Below are 17,306 nucleotides of genomic sequence, written 5' to 3'. Positions count from 1 at the left end.
TCATAACCTCCTATGCTTTTGGGCCACCGGCAACATATAAGACCTGACCGCTTATAAAAGAGGATGCCGGACTTGCAAAAAAGCTTGCTGCCTGTGCGATATCCTCCGGAGTGCCTGCTCTATTAACCGGAATTTGCTTTACTTTGGATTCAATTAATTCCTGAAAGGAAATGCCAAGCCGCTCTGCGACTGCTTTTGTCATATCTGTCATAATAAACCCGGGCGCAATGGCATTCACTGTTATATTGTATTTTCCCAGTTCAATAGCCAGGGTCTTCGTAAATCCCTGGATACCAGCCTTTGCCGCTGCATAATTGGCCTGCCCCCTGCTTCCGAGGGCTGATACGGAAGAAAGATTGATGATTCTTCCATATTTGTTCTGAACCATTAATCTCTGGGCGTATTTACTGCAGAGGAAAGTACCCTTCAAGTGAACATTCATGACACTGTCCCAATCATCTTCATTCATTTTAAATATCAGGTTATCCCGGATGATTCCGGCGTTATTAACTAGAATATCTACCCTGCCATGCCTTTCCTCTATATAAGAAAAAAGCCTTTCCACTTCCTCTTTATTGGTGATATCCGCCTTGATCATTTCTGCAGCAAAGCCTTTTTCCCGCAGTTCATGCCTGGTCACATTTAATACTTCCTCATTTATGTCCACTAAATAAACGTATGCACCTTCCGAGGCGAGTCTTCCGGCTATTTCCCTGCCTATCCCCCTGCTTGCGCCAGTGACAACAGCTACCTGGTCTTCTTGACTAAACAATAGCTTCGCTCCTATCTATTAAAATTCCTGTACAAATATTCAAGCTGCTGTTCGTATTCCTGCACTATATCCTTGATAATGTCTTCTGTCTTTTTAATTTCATCTATTAATCCAATGGTCTGCCCTAATGAGATGACACCGGAATGTTCGTTGCCATTTTTAATTAGTTCCATATAGGATTCACCGCTTATATATGGAAAAATCTCCTCTAAAGCTGCTCCGTCTTCTTCCTTTTTCAGCAATTCCATCGCACGTTCTGTTTTCATTACTCTCATGGCTTTCCCGATTGATTTTTTCACAAGCACGGTATCTGTTTCCTGAAGCTGCATCAATTTATCTTTGATCGACTCATGGAGTGCCGTTTCCCTGGAAGCCAAGAACCTTGTACCCATCTGCACTGCTTGTGCCCCTAAAGCAAAAGCAGCAAGAGCTGATTTTCCTGTTGAAAACCCTCCTGCTGCAATGACAGGTATCGAAAGCTCCTTAACAGCCTTTTGTATCAAGGTAAGACTGGTTACATCCTCTTTGCCCGGATGGCCCCCGCATTCGTATCCAACCACGACCACTGCATCGCAGCCAATTGATTCTGCTTTTCTGGCAAATCTTACAGAGGGCACGACATGAACGACTTTTATTCCGTTAGCTTTAAGGCTCTCCATATATTTCTCGGGGTTATTTCCGGAGGTGAACACTATGGGTACACGGGCTTCGATCGCCCCTTCCACATATTCATCCATCGGCTTGCGGATTCCAAGAGCGATATTTACGCCAAAGGGTTTGGATGTGAGCTTTCTTGCCGACTCAATATCCTCCAGCATTTCTTCCTTGGAGGAAAAGCTTCCGGCTGTTATAAGACCGAGTCCGCCTGCATTCGATACGGCGGACACAAGCGGTGATGTTCCAAGCCCTTGAAGCCCCCCTTGGATAATGGGATAGCGGATACCAAACATCTCTGTGACAGCTGTTTGCATCATCCCTTTTCACCTTTAGACAGCTTAAAGGTTCCGGTGCAATGTCCAATCAGTTCACCGTCTTCATTCATCAGCCTGCTTTCGATTAATACCGTGCTGCGGTTCTGATGAATAATCTCTGCTTCGGAGTTTACCGTTCCTTCCATCACAGATTTAAGGTATTGAATGTTTAGATGGATTGTCGCAACCTCATCATATCCCAGCGACCTGCCTGCCATGCCCATTGCTGTATCCATTACCGATGCATAGATGCCCCCATGCACAGAATTTCTTACATTTATGAAATCCTTCTGTATGGGCAGCGCCAGCAAAACATAGCCTTCTCTTAATTCTCTTAATTCCAATCCGATAAAGTTCCAGAATGGGCTGCTTTCAAAATCTGTTTTCACTTTCTGCAGATGTTCTGCTGTCATGAAAATTACCCCTTCCCTGCTTCGTTCAGCTCAGCTTGATTAGCTATGACAGAAAGCTTTTGACCTTGAATGGCAAGTATTAGGTTCTCTGCAATCAGCATGGAGGTTTTCCTTGCCGCCTCAAGACTGATTCCGCCAATGTGCGGACTCATAGTTACTTGCTTAAGTTGAAAAAAGGGATGATCAGGAGGCGGAGGCTCATCGGCAAAAACATCGATCCCTGCACCAAGAATTCGATTCTGTTTCAATGCCTCTGCCAAATCTTCCTCGTTGATCACGCCGCCCCGGGCAGTGTTTATCAGGACCGCTGTTTCTTTCATAAGCGAAAGCAAATGATAATCTACCAGTTTATCTGTTTCTATGGTTAATGGGATATGTAAGCTTACAACATCACTTATTGAAAAAAGATTTTCTAAAGAAGTCGTTAATTCCACTCCTATACTGTCAGCCGCTTGCTGTTTTTCTGAATTGATTGTCCTGACATACGCGATAGCTTTCATTCCAAAGCCATGGACTAAAATCCTGGCAACTTTTTGCGCAATACTCCCAAAACCAACAAGCCCCAGCTGCTTTCCTTCCAATTCAAAAGTAAATTCACCATCCCTTGACTGAAAGTTCCCACTCCTGGTTTCCCTGTCAAAATAGGCCGTTTTCTTCATTACCGCTAAGAGCAGGCTCACTGCGTGTTCTGCTGTTGCCGTACTATTGAGCTTCGGAGCATGTAAAATGGGGATTCCCTTCTTTGTTGCATATTCTACATCTATATTATCAAGACCTACTCCAGCTCCAGAAATAGCCTTTACTTGATGGCAGCTGTCCAAAATGGCAGGAGTAATCCTTGCCGGGGCCCGGAGGATGATTGCATCAACTTTATTATTCTGAAGGTAGGTGCAAATCTCTGATTCGTTAAATTCGATGAATTTCTTCACTTCAGCATGTCTGTTCAGTACAGCCTCCCCATCTTCATGATACATGGGGAGAATCTGAACAATATGAGGTCTGGTCATCTCAACACTCCTTCATGGATATTATGAAACTTGAAGGTTTTCAATTATGGTGGTAATTCCCTGGCCGCCGCCAATACAAAGAGTGACCAGACCATATTTTTCGCCTCTCCGCTCCATTTCGTGAAGTAGCTTTGTCATCAGAATGGCTCCTGTTGCTCCAATAGGATGTCCTAAAGCAATGGCTCCGCCGTTTACATTCACCTTATTAATATCCATTCCGGATTCACGGATGACTGAAAGTGCCTGAGCTGCAAATGCTTCATTCAACTCTATCAGTCCAATGTCACCCATCGATAAACCACATTGCTTTAACGCTTTAAATGTAGAGGTTACAGGACCAATCCCCATAATTTCCGGAGATACTCCACTCACAGCCCGGGCAATGATTTTCGCTTTTGGCTTTAAGCCATATTCATTTACCTTCGCTTCATTCATCATCAAAAGGACGGAAGCACCGTCATTGCGGCCGCTGGCATTGCCTGCTGTCACGGTTCCATTTTCCTTAAAGACGGCCTTAAGCTTCGAGAGCTTCCCGATATCTGTACTGCGCGGATGCTCATCCACACTAAAAAGCTGTGTTTCTCTTTTTTGCTTATATTCAACCGGGATGATTTCCTTTTCAAAACGGCCAGATTCAATGGCTGCATGCGCAAGCTCCTGGCTGCGAAGCGCAAATTCATCCTGCTCTTCCCTTGAAATACCATACTTCTCAGCCAGGTTTTCAGCGGTTAATCCCATTGTCAGATTCCCATATTTTTCAATTGGCTGGGAACAAGGCTGGCTTTCGGTATTCGGGTCCAGAATTTGCGAATTTCCAGCCTGAAAACCGTAGCGCGCGTTCCGGATATAGTATGGGGCTGTGCTCATGCTTTCAGCTCCACCGGCCACAATTACATCAGAGTATCCAAGCCTGATTTGCATATCGGCATTATTGATGGCCTGAAGACCGGATCCGCATTGGCGGTGAACTGTATAGCCTGTAACCTCAATAGGCAACTCAGCTCTTAAAGCAGCGAGCCGTGCAAGATTCGAAGTATCTGCACTTTGCTTGGCCTGGCCAAGAATCACTTCATCTACTTGGACGCCGGAATGAGAGCGATTCAGTACCTCCCGAATAACTTTCTCTGCCAGATGATCAACTGGAACGTCTTTTATTGTTCCGCCCATTCTGCCAATAGCTGTCCGGACTGATTCGACAATATATGCTTGATTCATGCCTTACACCCCCACATATGAGGATTCCCGCTTAAGCTCATTCGCAATGATATTGCGCTGTATCTCAGAGGTTCCTTCGTAGATTTTTGTAATTCTTGCATCTCTGAAGTAGCGTTCAATCGGATAGTCTCTCATATAGCCGATTCCGCCGTGGATTTGCACCGCTAAGTCTGCCACTTTGTTATATACTTCTGACGCAAATAGCTTTGCGATAGCAGCCTCTTTGACAACTCTCATTTTTTGATCGGTCATCCAGGCAACCCGGTACGTCATGGATCTAAGCACTTCGATTTGCATGCTGATGTCAGCCAGCATATGCTGAACAGCCTGCACTTCGATGATCGGCTTGCCAAATTGCTCCCGTTCCTGAGTATATTGCAGGCAGTGCTCAAGAAGCTTTTCACAGGAGCCAAGGTTTCTGGCAGCCAGGCCAGCACGCCCATTGGCCAGGATTTTCAGTGCATTGATATATCCCTGTCCTTCTGTACCAAGAACGTTCTCGGCGGGAACCTCCATATTTTCAAAGAAAAGCTCTGCCGAATGGGAGCCTCTTAATCCCATTTTTTGTTCGACACTCCCAAGTACAAAGCCGGGGAAGTCTTTTTCAACTATAAAGGAGGTAATTCCTTTCGCCCCTTTTGCCCGGTCCGTTACTGCCATTACGGTAAAGACGTGCCCGTCAACCGCATTCGTAATATAATGCTTGGATCCATTTAAAATATATTTATCACCTTTTCTGACTGCAGTCGTTTTCAGTGCCGCAGCGTTCGAGCCAGCGCTCGGCTCGGTTAAAGCAAAAGCGCCGATCCATTCCCCGGTTGCCATTTTCGGCAGGTATTTTTGCTTTTGCTCTTCTGTTCCAAGCTCCACTATTCCGACAGAGCCGATTCCCGTATGTGCCCCTATTAAAGTGGTATAGCCATTATGTGTTTTGCCAAGCTCTTCGTAAATGGCGCACTTTCCGACCATGTCAAGGCCGAGCCCGCCATATTCTTCCGGAATGCTTAATCCGAATAAGCCCATTTCCTTAGACATCTCCACCAGCTTTTCTGGTATCATATCTTTTTCTTCAATTTCCATCGCCAATGGTTCTGCTTCTTCTTTTACAAATTTACGCACATTTTCTCTTAAAAAATTTATATCTTCTGAAAAATTAAAGTCCATTTCTATCTCTCCCTTATTGGTTAGTAAATTCTGCCGTTCTTTTTTCCAGGAATGCTGCCGTACCTTCTCTTTTATCCTCTGTCCCAAAAGCTACAGCCTGTGAAAGCTTCTCAATCAGCATGGCTGTCTCCAGGTCAATATCAAAACCTTTGTGGACAGCAAGCTTTGCCAGCTTAATTGCAACCGGGCCTTTTTTAAGAATTTGAGAGGCAACCTCCTCTGCTTTCTCCTCCAATTCATCATCGGCTGCAAGGTATGTAACCAGACCGATTCTTTCAGCTTCTTCTCCATCTATAATTTTGCCTGTCAAGATCATATCAAGTGCCCTTCCCTTGCCAACCACCCTGGATAGGCGCTGTGTTCCGCCTGCTCCAGGAATGATGCCCAGGTTAAGCTCCGGCAAGCCGAATTTTGCTTTTTTCGCTGCTATTCGAATGTCACAGGCAAGGGCCAGCTCGCACCCTCCACCCAGTGCATATCCCTTTACAGCCGCAATCGTTACTTTGCCCGATTGTTCGATTTTTTTGTAGAGCCCCTGCATGCCCGGAATCAATGCCTCAAGCATTTTTCTATCATGAAGCTGCTTTATATCCGCTCCTGCTGCAAAGGATTTTCCCCCTGCTCCCTGGATGATGATGCATATCACCTCATCATTTGCTTCCGCCCAGCTAAAGGCATCTTCAAGCTCCTGGAGTGTCTCCTGATTTAAAGCATTACGCTGTTCAGGACGGTTAATGGTCAGCCACATAATCCCCTGTTCGATTTGAACAAGCAGCTTTTCGTATTGATGCATGTTCTCACCCCTTAAGAATATTGATAGAATCCTCTTCCACTCTTTTTCCCCAGCCGTCCGGCTTTTACATATTTGATAAGCAGCGGACAAGGACGGTACTTCTCCCCAAGCGTCTGGTATAGATACTCCATATTGCGCAGCCGGGTATCCAAGCCTACTAAATCTGCCAGTGCGAGCGGGCCCATCGGGTGGTTAAGCCCCAGCTTCAAGGCTTTATCGATGTCTTCAGCAGAGGCTACTCCTTCCATCAGCATATTCATCGCCTCATTGCCGATCAGGCAATTCATCCGGGAAGTGACGAATCCCGGAAATTCGTTCACTTCAACGGTTTCCTTCTTAAGCTTTTCACCGACTTCTTTCACCATGCGGACCGTGCCATCAGATGTTTCCAGTCCACGGATAATTTCAATCAGCTTCATTTTGTGGACCGGATTAAAGAAGTGCATGGCCACCACTTTATCGGGCCGTGATGTTTGTGCCCCAATTTCCGTTGGGCTCATTGTTGAAGTATTTGTGGCCAGAATGGTTTCCGGGGAACAGATGCTGTCCAGCTTTTTAAAAATATCAATCTTCAATTCTATCTTTTCCAGAACTGCTTCAATGACAAGGTCCGCATTTTTCGCAGCAGTCTCTAAATCTGTTTCAAAATGAAGCCGGTCTTTTGCTTTCCCATATTGTTCTTCAGAAATAAATCCTTTTTGAAGACTGCCTTCCAATAAGCTATAAATATCGTTTTTGGCTTTATCTACTATTTCCTGATTAATGTCATTCAAGTAAACTTCAAATCCCGAAACGGCACAGGTATAAGCAATCCCTTTTCCCATAACACCTGAACCTACTACTGTGATAGTGTTCATTCTGTTCCCCCTTAGTTTGATAATGTATTAACCACTGTATTTCTAGGTACGAACTTCTGATATAAAAACATTGCCGCCAGGATCGCAAAGCCAATGATGTCTGACAAAAACCCCGGGTTGACCATCAGGAGAGCCCCGATAAAAAGAACGGCTCTTTCATACCAATAAGAATGTCTGAACAGCCATCCTTCTGCAGCCCAGGCAATCCCGATAATTCCAATGATGGAGGTTGCAACAGATAGAATAATATCCGGAGCGTCTCCAACAAGAAGCAACGTTTCCCCATATACAAACATATAAGGGACAATAAATGCTGCGAGGCCAAGCTTTACTGCGGTTAGGCCTGTTTTCATCGGATCGGAACCAGCAAGCCCTGCCGCTGCAAATGCAGCCAGAGCTACCGGTGGTGTTATGGCAGATAACGCTGCAAAATAGAAAACAAACATATGGGCTGCAAGCGGGGACACACCCAGCTCAATTAATGCAGGAATGGTAAGCGGAACCTGTACGATGTATGCCGCAACGGTAGGCAGTCCCATTCCAAGAATGATACTCGTGATCATTGTGAATACAAGCGTAATAATTAAAATTCCGCCTGATAAATCAATGATCAGGCTGCTGAATTTAAGGCCTATCCCGGTAAGCCCAATAATTCCGATGATAAAACCGGATGCCGCACAGGCAATAGCTGTCTCAATGGCAGCTCTGGCTCCTAGATCCAATGCCTTGAAGATCTTAGAAAAAGATAATCTTGTTGCCCCTTTTAACGCGGCAACCAATATCGTCACCCCGATAGAGTAAAGACCGGCCTTCATTGGTGAAGAGCCAGATGCAAGCATGAACACAATCACTACTAAGGGGATAAAGAAAATGAATCCCGTTTTCAATACACTCGAAACCTTTGGAAGGTCCTCTTTCTTTAGACCAACAAGACCCAAACGCCTTGCCCTCATATCCACCTGGAAATACAGGCAGCAGTAATAAAGAACTGCGGGTATTATGGCAGCGATGGCTACGTCCATATAAGGAACACCTAAATAGGAAGCAATGATGAAAGCCGAAGCTCCCATGATTGGCGGCATGATCTGGCCGCCCGTAGAGGAAACTGCTTCCACCGCAGCTGCAAAGTGGCTCTTATAGCCGGTTTTTTTCATTAATGGAATCGTAAAAGCACCCGTTGTTACTGTGTTAGCAACCGCACTTCCTGAAATGGTTCCCAAAATGGAGCTTGCGACGATCGCCGTTTTGGCAGGACCTCCGCGATATTTGCCCATCCCGGCTACTGATAAATCGATGAAAAATTGACCTGCACCCGAAACCTCTAAAAACTTACCGAAAAGGATAAAAAGGAAGATAAAGGTTGCGGATACCCCAAGAGGAGTACTAAAAATACCAGTCACCGTATAAAAGAGGTGATCAATAATCCACATCATGGTAAATTCACGGTGGGAAAGTGAGCCCGTAATCAGATGACCCCAAACTCCATAAACAATGCAAATGAAGATAATAATCACCAGTGTATTTCCAATCACGCGGCGCGTTGCTTCAATCAGCAGCAAGCCGGATATGATTCCTATTGCAATTTCCAGTGCTGTCAGCGGCTCAATATAGCTCATCCGCGATGAAATGACCTGGGAATTCATCACATAATAGGAATAACAAGCAATGGACAGAACCATAAACAACCAATCATACCAGGGGATGCTTTCATTTTTTACCGCTTTTTTGGAAGGCTTATAAATGGCAAATGTTAATGCCAGTGCAAACGCCAGATGTGCCGACCGCTGCAGGATGGATTCAAATACCCCAAATAATGCTGTATACAGATGAAAAAGAGACATTAAAACGGCAATAATAGAAATGATCCTGCCAGCCGTGCCCTTTAATAGGCGCAGTTTGCTGTTCAGATTACCATCTTCGTCATATTCCGCAATCATTTTTGAAGCTTCCGCTTCCGTAACGTCGTGTTTTGACATCATTTCACCTTCTTTTTAAAGGATTATTTTGGTTTATTTAAGTGCCCCGACTTCCTTGTAATATTTCTCTGCACCCGGGTGCAGCTTGCCCACGTTGTTTTGCACTGAATACTCTGCATTAAAGTCTTTCATAATCGGGGATAATGTTGTCCATGTATCTTTTTCTTCTACCATCATTTTAGTCAGCTTATAAACCGACTCTTCATCCATTAGATCATCATTCACCAGCAGAACCGTATAGCCGGCAACTGTTTTTACATCTTCTTTCACATTCGAATATGTGCCGCCTTCAATGTCATATTCCAAATATCCTTCATTTAACTCATTCAGGCCTTTAACTGTTTCATCATCCAAAGGAATCAGGCGGATTCCGAGGGTCGTGTCCAGCTCCTGGAAAGTGGAAACCGGTGCAGAAACCATTCCTACAATGGCATCGATATGTCCGTCACGCAGAAGATCGGCTCCATCTGCCGTTCCGATATATTCAATGCTGCCCAGATCGTCATAGCTCATGTCATTCAGCTTTAAAATATCCAGGAATGCCAACTCTCCACTGTATCCTTTAATTCCCGGGCTTACCTTCTTTCCCTTTAAATCTTTTACTGACTTAATATCAGAATCTGCGCGAACAACGATATGGAATACATTTGGATAAAGGGTTGCAACCGTGCTGACGTTATCGACTTTTTCTTTAAAAGCATTGATTCCGTTCAATGCCTCAGGTACGGTTTGGCCATTACTGAATCCAAGAGCAAATGTCCCCTGGCTTAAGCCCAAAAGGTTGGAAACAGATCCGCCCTCTACAACCGTAACGGAGGAATCCGGGTAAACCTTCTTCATTTTCTCTCCCATTGCCCCTGACAATGTGTACCAGAAACCGCCTACTGTTGCAGAACCAAAAGCCATATCCCGCGGGGCTCCCTCTGCTCCTCCGTCTCCGCTTGCTTTACCGCTCGTTCCCGCCTCATCCGAAGAACAAGCTGCCAATACGACTAACATAAAAGCCATTAATACTGCCATTATTTTTTTCACGTTATTTTCCCCCTTAATTTGTTTTCATTTTGTTTTTTTCGAGCACATGAAATTCCGCATCTGTCATCTCCCGCAACGCTTCAATCGAAATATCAGAGAGCATTTCTATGAGGTACATTTTTCCTTCGAGAAATTTAAATACAGCATGTTCGGTGACAATCATGTCTGCTTTTCTTGTACCGCTGCTTGGGAACGATAATTTTTTCACAATTTTTGGACTTCCGTCTTTAGACAGGTGCATGGAAGCAATAATCATCCGCCTGGCTCCCGCAACTAAATCCATGGCTCCTCCAACTCCAAGAATTGTTTCTCCGGGTACTGCCCAATTGGCAACTTCTCCCGATTCATCGACCTGCAAAGCACCCAATACTGCTGTATCGATATGCCCACCGCGAATCATCAGGAAAGAATCCGAACTATCAAAGAGGGATGCCCCTGGGTCCATGGAAACAGGCTTCTTGCTGGCACTGATCAAGTCCATATCAATGTCTTCATCACACGGAGTAGGACCCATCCCAAGAAGTCCGTTTTCTGATTGAAGGTAAACCTTTTTATCATCGAGATAATCCGGAATAATGGTTGGAATCCCGACCCCGAGATTGACGATTTCTCCTTCCTTCAATTCCTTTGCTACCCTTTTGGCGATTTTAATTCTGTCAGATAGACTCAACGTATCTCCCTCCTTTTTTTACATATTGATTGATTACGACATAATCTACGTATAAGTGAGGAGTTACCACTTCTTCCGGTGCAAATGATCCAGCTTCCACAATCTCATCCACTTCAGCTATAACCACCTTCGCAGCCGTTGCCATAACCGGATTGAAATTCCTCGCTGTTTTGTCATAAATCAAATTTCCCAGTGTATCAGCTTTAAGGGCTTTAATAATGGCCACATCCCCTTTGATTGCTTTTTCAAATATGTAGGTTTCGCCATCGATCACTTTCTCTTCTTTCCCTTCAGCAAGCTTGGTCCCGGCGCCTGTCTTCGTATAGAATCCTCCGATGCCTGCCCCGCCGCACCGGATGGCTTCTGCCATAGTGCCCTGAGGAATTAATTCAATCTCCAGTTCACCTTTTGACCAGGCTTTAACCGCATCACGATTAGTGGTAAAGTAAGAGCCTTTCGCCTTTTTCAGCTTTCCTGCCACCAGCAGTTTTCCAAGCCCCTTCCCTTCCTCGCCTAAATTGTTGCTGATGACTGTGAGGTTATCTTTATCGGAATTCACCAGCTCATCAATTAAGGTAAGCGGTGTTCCCGAAAGGCCGAACCCCCCGACAAGCAATGTATCACCGCTTTTAATGTACTGCATTGCATCAGCAGGATTTAATTGTTTTTTCATTATGTTCCTCCTCTTGTCTCTGGGTTTCCGAGTAATTTATATAAGCAGACAATGATTTAATAGCTGTATTTTCATGAAAGAAGTAAGGTTTCTTTGTCTCCTTTAATATGTCAATGGCCAGCTCCCCCTGGTATCCCTGGGACATGAAAATCGGAATAAAAATACTATCTTTTTCCTCCATCAGCTTTTTCATTTGTTCCGAGAGAATTTCATTTTGATAGTCTACCTGGAATGGAAAAGGAACAATGATATTATCGAAATCACCCGATTTATGAAGCACTTCCAGACAGGTTGTTAATTTTGACAAGTCATCGTATACAACTGTGGTCAAATCTAATGGATTCATGAATGACTTCTCTACACCTGTAATCGTTTTCATTTTTTGCTGAAGTTCTGATGATAGAGGCTGAAGCGGAATCCCGTATTTATCGCATAAATCCGCCAGATAAATGGAAGTAGCTCCTGCCCAGGAAAAGATAGCTGTCCGCTTTCCTGCTGCCTTTTTGTATGTATCAAACAGCCATGAAAGGGCAACAACTTCATCAATGCTTTCAGCTTTTACCAGTCCCGGGTGATTGACCATATCCCATGGAATAGAGTAACCATCGTTTCTTCCAAGGTGATATTTAACGGCGATTCTTGAAATCTTCGAATGGCCGATTGGCAGCAGGATCACCGGCTTCTGTTTGATATAGGCCTGGTGCAGCAGCCGAAAAAAACGCTCTTCCTCTGAAATGGATTCAATGATTAATAGAATAGTTTCTGTTGATGGATCATTAATTAAAAATTCAAAGCAGTCATTAATCGTTATATCCATCTCATTTCCAGGTGATAGCCAATAGGAAAATCCGAGGCCTTTTTCATTCGCATCAAGTACTGCCCGGCCTAAACTTCCTCCATGACTGATCAATCCAACAGATCCTTTATGAAAATTCATAGGTTCAAAACGGGGTGAAAAAGAGATTCCCCAGTTTCCTATAAAATGATATAACCCTGGAGAGTTTGGTCCGTAAACCGCCGTTTCTGTACCTTTAACAATTTCCTTTAGCTCTTCTTCCCGGTTTATTCCATCCGGACCGCTCTCAGAAAAACCGGAGCTGATAATAATGACACTCTTCACTTGTTTTTTTACACATTCTCTTAAGATGTCTGGGGTATGTTTGAAAGGAACGATTACACAGGCCAAATCGACTTCTTCTCTGATCTCGAGCACACTCGGATAGCAGTGAATTCCCGAAATGGTGTCATAGTTTGGGTTTACTAGATAGATCTCCCCGGAAAATTTTGATTTTTGAAGATTGACCATGACACGTCCCGCATTTTGATGAAATTTTTCCGAAGCTCCTATTATGGCAATGCTTTTAGGGGAAACAAGCGTCTGCATTGATCTCATGATTTTAATAATCCCCCTTCTAATTTTTTCACCTTTCGAACAATGGTTGAAGGATTCACTTCAAGCACACGGGCAATGGCCCTGTAGGATTTTTCAGACTGTGACGCTTTATAAATCAGCTCTCTTTCAAGCAGGTTTACAGCCTCTTTGAGCGGTAATAACTGATTTACGACAATGGCTTGATCATGGCTCATTCCCTGATTATCGCCTTTGCTGAATAAAGAAAGAACCTCTTGCTCCCCCACTTCCAGGTTTGAAGCTGTTACGTATATTCTTTCTATCATATTGACAAGTTCCCTTACATTCCCTGGCCACTGATAATTAGTAAGAACCTGTATGGCTTTCTTGGTGAATTTGAGATGTTTGTGATATTTTGCTGCGAACATTCTTGCATACGCATCAATCAGGATTGGAATATCCTCGACTCTTCTTCTTAAAGGCGGAATTGATATGGGTATAACATTCAGCCTATAAAATAAGTCCTCCCGAAAACTGCCTTCCAAGACTAATTCTTTAAGATCTCTGTTTGTAGCGGCAATTACACGCACATCAATCTTTGTCGTTTGGGCTGATCCTACCCGGGTAATCTCCATTTCCTGCAATACCCGCAGCAGCTTGACTTGCAGGTGGTTTGGGATTTCCCCAATCTCGTCCAGAAAAATAGTTCCCTTATTCGCTTTTTCAAATAAACCGGCTTTTCCCTTTTTCAGGGCACCTGTAAAGGCACCGCCCTCGTATCCAAAAAGCTCAGATTCCATTAATGATTCAGGAATAGCCCCACAATTCACTTTAATAAATGGCTCTTTTGACCTTGGACTCGACTGTTGAATAAGCTTGGCAATTTCCTCTTTTCCCACTCCCGACTCACCTGATAATAGAACCGTGACATCCACTTTTGCCACTTGCTGAACGGTCTCAAGCAGTTTTTCCATTTCGGGTGATTTCGCTATGAATGTCTCCGATCTTTCGGAAAGGTGCATATGTTCAAGTATTGACTTTGTTTTTGCCAGCTCACTTCTAAGTGCATCGAATTCAGTCATGTCCTTCACATTGAGAACAACTCTTTCAATTTGATTGCTGCTGTTCTTGATCGGATTTGCCGTTATAATTAAGGAATTTTTATTGTCTTTGCTTGTTTCCATGATGTTATGAGATCTGCCCTTAGCTTCTACCTGCCGGACTATATCTTTTATGTAGTCAGGAGTCTCTTTCTCTACATCAAATAGCTGCCGAAAACTCTGGTTGCATTTGATAATGGTTCCTGACCCATCTGTAATACAAATGCCGTCGGTTGAGTTATCCAGGATCGTTTCCTGTTCTTTTACTAGCTGCTTGACTGATTCAAGTTCACTTGATACAAATTCTATTTCTGAAATGTCCTGAAAGACGCCCACCGCTCCTACTAGAGTCTCGCCATCATAAAGCGGTGTTCGATGAGTTAAATATTTTCTTTTTCCTACCCGGTATTTTTCTGTATGTCCCCTGCCTGTACGGATAACATTTAATAACCCGCTTGGAGTGACAACATCAGTTAAAAACTTTCCAATAGCTTTCTCCTTAGTTGTCATAGCCATTTCTTCTGCCGGAGGATTCATTGATGTAATCCTACCCTCCATATCGATGGAAAGAATCCCATTATGTGCCGAATTAAAAATAGCATCCATACGGCTGAGCTCCACCTGAGAACTTCTGGCATAGGCCTCCAGATACTGTTCTTTTGTCAGGAAGCCTGTGATTTCCCCATTTTTATTTAGAATTGGCCAGATTTCCTGGTCAACGGACTTTATATTTTTTAATTCGTCCGTTTCATTAAGGAAACAAAAGTCAGTCTGGTACATTTCTGATAGTGTCTTATTTTCATTTAACAAACCTTCTAATAGATCATGCTCTGTAAAGCATCCCGCCAGCTCATCTCTTACGTTATAGACCAGCCCGCCTTTCATATGGGATTCCAGCAGGGTCTTTGCTGCCTCTTTGATGTAATCGTTCTCAAAAAATTTAATAGAAGTACGAGTCATCGCATCTTTTACTAACAAATTTCCCGCTCCCTCTGAGTGATTCACTCACAATTTATAGTAGTGCAAGAAGTGTGCCAACATTTGAAATTTTTAAAAATGCTGATATTTCCCGCTTTTTGTAATATTTTAACTATATATTTTGCTGAAAAATGTTGCAATAGTGCAACAGGTGTTGCAGCATCGCATTAAAGGGTGAAAAAAACAAGCTTTCAACAAGAAAAACATCCATTCTTCCTGTTTCTTTATTTCATAGTGTTGCGTTTTTGCAACATATTTTGAATTCAGGCAAGAGAACGGAATACAATAAGGGACTCCGCAAAAGGTGACAGGCACCACCCGAAATTTGTCGAAATACCAAAAAGGGACTCCACATCAAAGTGAAGTCCCCATAATAAGCAGATTAAGAAAAAATTTTAATAAGGAAGCTCAATAAAATCCCCACAACCCCAAAGTCCGAGTCTCCAAAGGTAGTGCCTTCAAATCCTAGTGATCCCAAAACTGGAAGCAATAAGGCCGGAAGGAATGAAATTAATAGACCGTTCGCGAATGATCCGATCATCGCTCCCCGTCTGCCTCCAGTCGCATTTCCGAATACCCCAGCCGCCGCACCTGTGAAGAAGTGCGGAATCAGTCCTGGCACAATTATCTTCAGGCCGAATAATGGAAGCAGGAACATGGAAAGCAAACCAGCTACGAAGCTGAATAGGAATCCGATAATAACTGCATTGGGCGCAAAGGGAAACACTGCCGGACAATCAAGGGCAGGCTTCGCATCTTTTACCACTTTATCAGCGATTCCTTTAAAAGCTGGAACAATTTCGGCTATCAGCATCCGCACACCGGCAAGGACAACATATACACCAGCGGCAAACGTAATGGCCTGCATGAGCGAGAATACAAGGAAGTTCACTCCGCCGCTCAATTCAGATTCTACATAGCCTTTACCAGCGATCGGCGCCACAACCAGGAAGAGAATCGTCATGGTCAGAGACATTGCAACAGATGTATCGCGCAGGAAGCCAAGTGATTTCGGCACTTTGATATCCTCCGTTGATTTGGTTTTATCCCCTACACGCTTTCCGATAAAGCCGGAAACAAAGTAGCCGAAAGATCCAAAGTGGCCGACCGCAATGCTGTCATTGCCTGTGATTTCGCGTACATATGGCTGTATAAGCGCAGGCAAGAATACCATTAATAACCCCAGAATAATAGACCCGATAATAATCAGCGGAAGCCCTGTCACTCCGCCGGTTGCAAACACAGCAGAGATCAGGCAGGCCATGAATAAAGTATGATGGCCGGTTAGGAATATATATTTAAACGGTGTAAAACGAGCAATTAAAATGTTCATAACCATCCCGAAAAGCATGATCATCGCTGTTTCTTTCCCAAATGTCTGCTGGGCGATCGCAACGATGGCCTCGTTGTTCGGAATGACCCCCTGAATATGGAAGGCCTTTTCAAACATTTTTCCGAAAATATCAAGTGAGCCTATTAAGATGCTTGCTCCTCCATTCAGGATGAGAAAGCCCATGATCGTTTTAAGCGTGCCTGATATGACATCTGCAATACCTTTCTTCTGCAGAAGCAAGCCAAACAAGGCGAATAAGCCAACCAGGATGGCGGGTGTGCCCAATATATCATTCATGATGAAATCAAACATGTTAACCCCTCCTTTTAAATCCTCTGTGTCTATCTTTCTTCTAATCTTTTTTCAGGTTATACTGTATGTGTTCTTTTTATTTTTTAGCGGGCATCCTATCGCCTGCTCTTTTTTTCTCTAGGCTCTTTTCGTATAAATTGTTGTTTTTCCCTTATTAATGTTGTCCGTTGATTGCAGCGAGAGGATGCTCAGCGAACCACGGGGCGGGCGGTGAGCATCCTCGACGCTGCACTTCTGTGGGGTCTCACCTGTCCCACTGCTCCCGTAGGACGTTGAATAGGCTACCTTGAGTAAACACCGCACGAAGAAAATGCGAATGCATTTTCGAGGATCTCGCACCTTCCGCTCCAATCAACTCAGTAAATATAATATAAATAGCAACAAACTTTGCGAAGACAGCCTTTCTCTATTAGGATAAATGTGATTCCAATGCGGCTTTTAGCTCATTTTGATCCAGGATGTTTGTCAAACCAATGATTGTTCTTGTTCCGTCATCCAAAGTGGAAATCAGGTCTTTAGATCCCAGGTAAATATCTGCATTCTCTGACTTCGCCGTTGTTAAGTCTGTATGTGAAACATCAGCTTCCACACCCAGCTGGCCTAAAACTGTTTTTACGTTCATTTCTACGATAAAGCTGCTTCCAAGTCCGTTTCCGCATACTACTAGAATTTTTTTCATTATTATTTCC

The 17,306-nt window shown here is 43.9% G+C and carries 16 protein-coding genes; all 16 read right to left on the bottom strand.

The annotated features are described in order from the left end of the window. Positions 1–10: 10 nt before the first annotated feature. Positions 11–772 carry a 3-oxoacyl-ACP reductase FabG gene (gene fabG, locus M3205_RS08025; RefSeq protein WP_251169441.1) on the bottom strand — a complete coding sequence of 254 codons (762 nt, stop codon included), beginning with the start codon at positions 770–772 and terminating at the stop codon, positions 11–13. Between the two features lie 11 nt (positions 773–783). Next, positions 784–1,746, bottom strand: a complete 963-nt coding sequence (locus M3205_RS08020) for an NAD(P)H-dependent flavin oxidoreductase (RefSeq protein WP_251169440.1) — start codon at positions 1,744–1,746, stop codon at positions 784–786. Further along, positions 1,743–2,156 carry a PaaI family thioesterase gene (locus M3205_RS08015; RefSeq protein WP_251169439.1) on the bottom strand — a complete coding sequence of 138 codons (414 nt, stop codon included), beginning with the start codon at positions 2,154–2,156 and terminating at the stop codon, positions 1,743–1,745. Before M3205_RS08015 ends, M3205_RS08020 begins: the two co-directional genes overlap by 4 nt. A 5-nt stretch (positions 2,157–2,161) precedes the next feature. Then, entirely contained in the window at positions 2,162–3,163 is a 1,002-nt protein-coding gene (locus tag M3205_RS08010) for a hydroxyacid dehydrogenase (RefSeq protein ID WP_251169438.1), read from the bottom strand. A gap of 21 nt (positions 3,164–3,184) precedes the next feature. Next, on the bottom strand, positions 3,185–4,378 hold the full coding sequence (locus tag M3205_RS08005) for a thiolase family protein (RefSeq protein ID WP_251169437.1): 1,194 nt from the start codon (positions 4,376–4,378) through the stop codon (positions 3,185–3,187). Positions 4,379–4,381: 3 nt separating this feature from the next. Then, positions 4,382–5,542 (bottom strand): acyl-CoA dehydrogenase family protein, encoded by a 1,161-nt coding sequence (locus M3205_RS08000; protein WP_251169436.1) that lies wholly within the window; start codon positions 5,540–5,542, stop codon positions 4,382–4,384. Between the two features lie 13 nt (positions 5,543–5,555). Next, positions 5,556–6,335 (bottom strand): enoyl-CoA hydratase/isomerase family protein, encoded by a 780-nt coding sequence (locus M3205_RS07995; protein WP_251169435.1) that lies wholly within the window; start codon positions 6,333–6,335, stop codon positions 5,556–5,558. Positions 6,336–6,346: 11 nt separating this feature from the next. Then, the gene (locus tag M3205_RS07990) at positions 6,347–7,192 is read right to left on the bottom strand and encodes a 3-hydroxyacyl-CoA dehydrogenase (protein ID WP_251169434.1); all 846 of its coding nucleotides are present in this window, start codon (positions 7,190–7,192) and stop codon (positions 6,347–6,349) included. 11 nt (positions 7,193–7,203) lie between these two features. Then, a complete protein-coding gene (locus M3205_RS07985) occupies positions 7,204–9,171 on the bottom strand; it encodes a TRAP transporter permease (protein WP_251169433.1) in 1,968 nt (655 codons plus the stop codon). Positions 9,172–9,201: 30 nt separating this feature from the next. After that, positions 9,202–10,200, bottom strand: a complete 999-nt coding sequence (locus tag M3205_RS07980; protein ID WP_159863087.1) for a TAXI family TRAP transporter solute-binding subunit — start codon at positions 10,198–10,200, stop codon at positions 9,202–9,204. A 13-nt stretch (positions 10,201–10,213) separates the two neighbouring features. Beyond that, entirely contained in the window at positions 10,214–10,870 is a 657-nt protein-coding gene (locus tag M3205_RS07975; RefSeq protein ID WP_159863088.1) for a 3-oxoacid CoA-transferase subunit B, read from the bottom strand. Further along, positions 10,857–11,543 (bottom strand): CoA transferase subunit A, encoded by a 687-nt coding sequence (locus M3205_RS07970; RefSeq protein WP_159863089.1) that lies wholly within the window; start codon positions 11,541–11,543, stop codon positions 10,857–10,859. The genes M3205_RS07975 and M3205_RS07970 overlap by 14 nt, the downstream gene beginning before the upstream one ends. After that, a complete protein-coding gene (locus M3205_RS07965; protein WP_251169432.1) occupies positions 11,518–12,936 on the bottom strand; it encodes a CoA-binding protein in 1,419 nt (472 codons plus the stop codon). Before M3205_RS07965 ends, M3205_RS07970 begins: the two co-directional genes overlap by 26 nt. Continuing rightward, positions 12,933–14,972 (bottom strand): sigma 54-interacting transcriptional regulator, encoded by a 2,040-nt coding sequence (locus M3205_RS07960; RefSeq protein WP_251169431.1) that lies wholly within the window; start codon positions 14,970–14,972, stop codon positions 12,933–12,935. The genes M3205_RS07965 and M3205_RS07960 overlap by 4 nt, the downstream gene beginning before the upstream one ends. A gap of 382 nt (positions 14,973–15,354) precedes the next feature. After that, the gene (locus M3205_RS07955; protein ID WP_251169430.1) at positions 15,355–16,617 is read right to left on the bottom strand and encodes a PTS ascorbate transporter subunit IIC; all 1,263 of its coding nucleotides are present in this window, start codon (positions 16,615–16,617) and stop codon (positions 15,355–15,357) included. A 409-nt stretch (positions 16,618–17,026) separates the two neighbouring features. After that, positions 17,027–17,296 (bottom strand): PTS sugar transporter subunit IIB, encoded by a 270-nt coding sequence (locus M3205_RS07950; RefSeq protein ID WP_251169429.1) that lies wholly within the window; start codon positions 17,294–17,296, stop codon positions 17,027–17,029. Positions 17,297–17,306 lie beyond the last annotated feature (10 nt).

The sequence above is a fragment of the Cytobacillus firmus genome (assembly GCF_023715565.1).
GTDB lineage: Bacteria > Bacillota > Bacilli > Bacillales > Cytobacillaceae > Cytobacillus > Cytobacillus firmus_C.
This window is presented reverse-complemented; position numbering and strand designations above follow the sequence as displayed.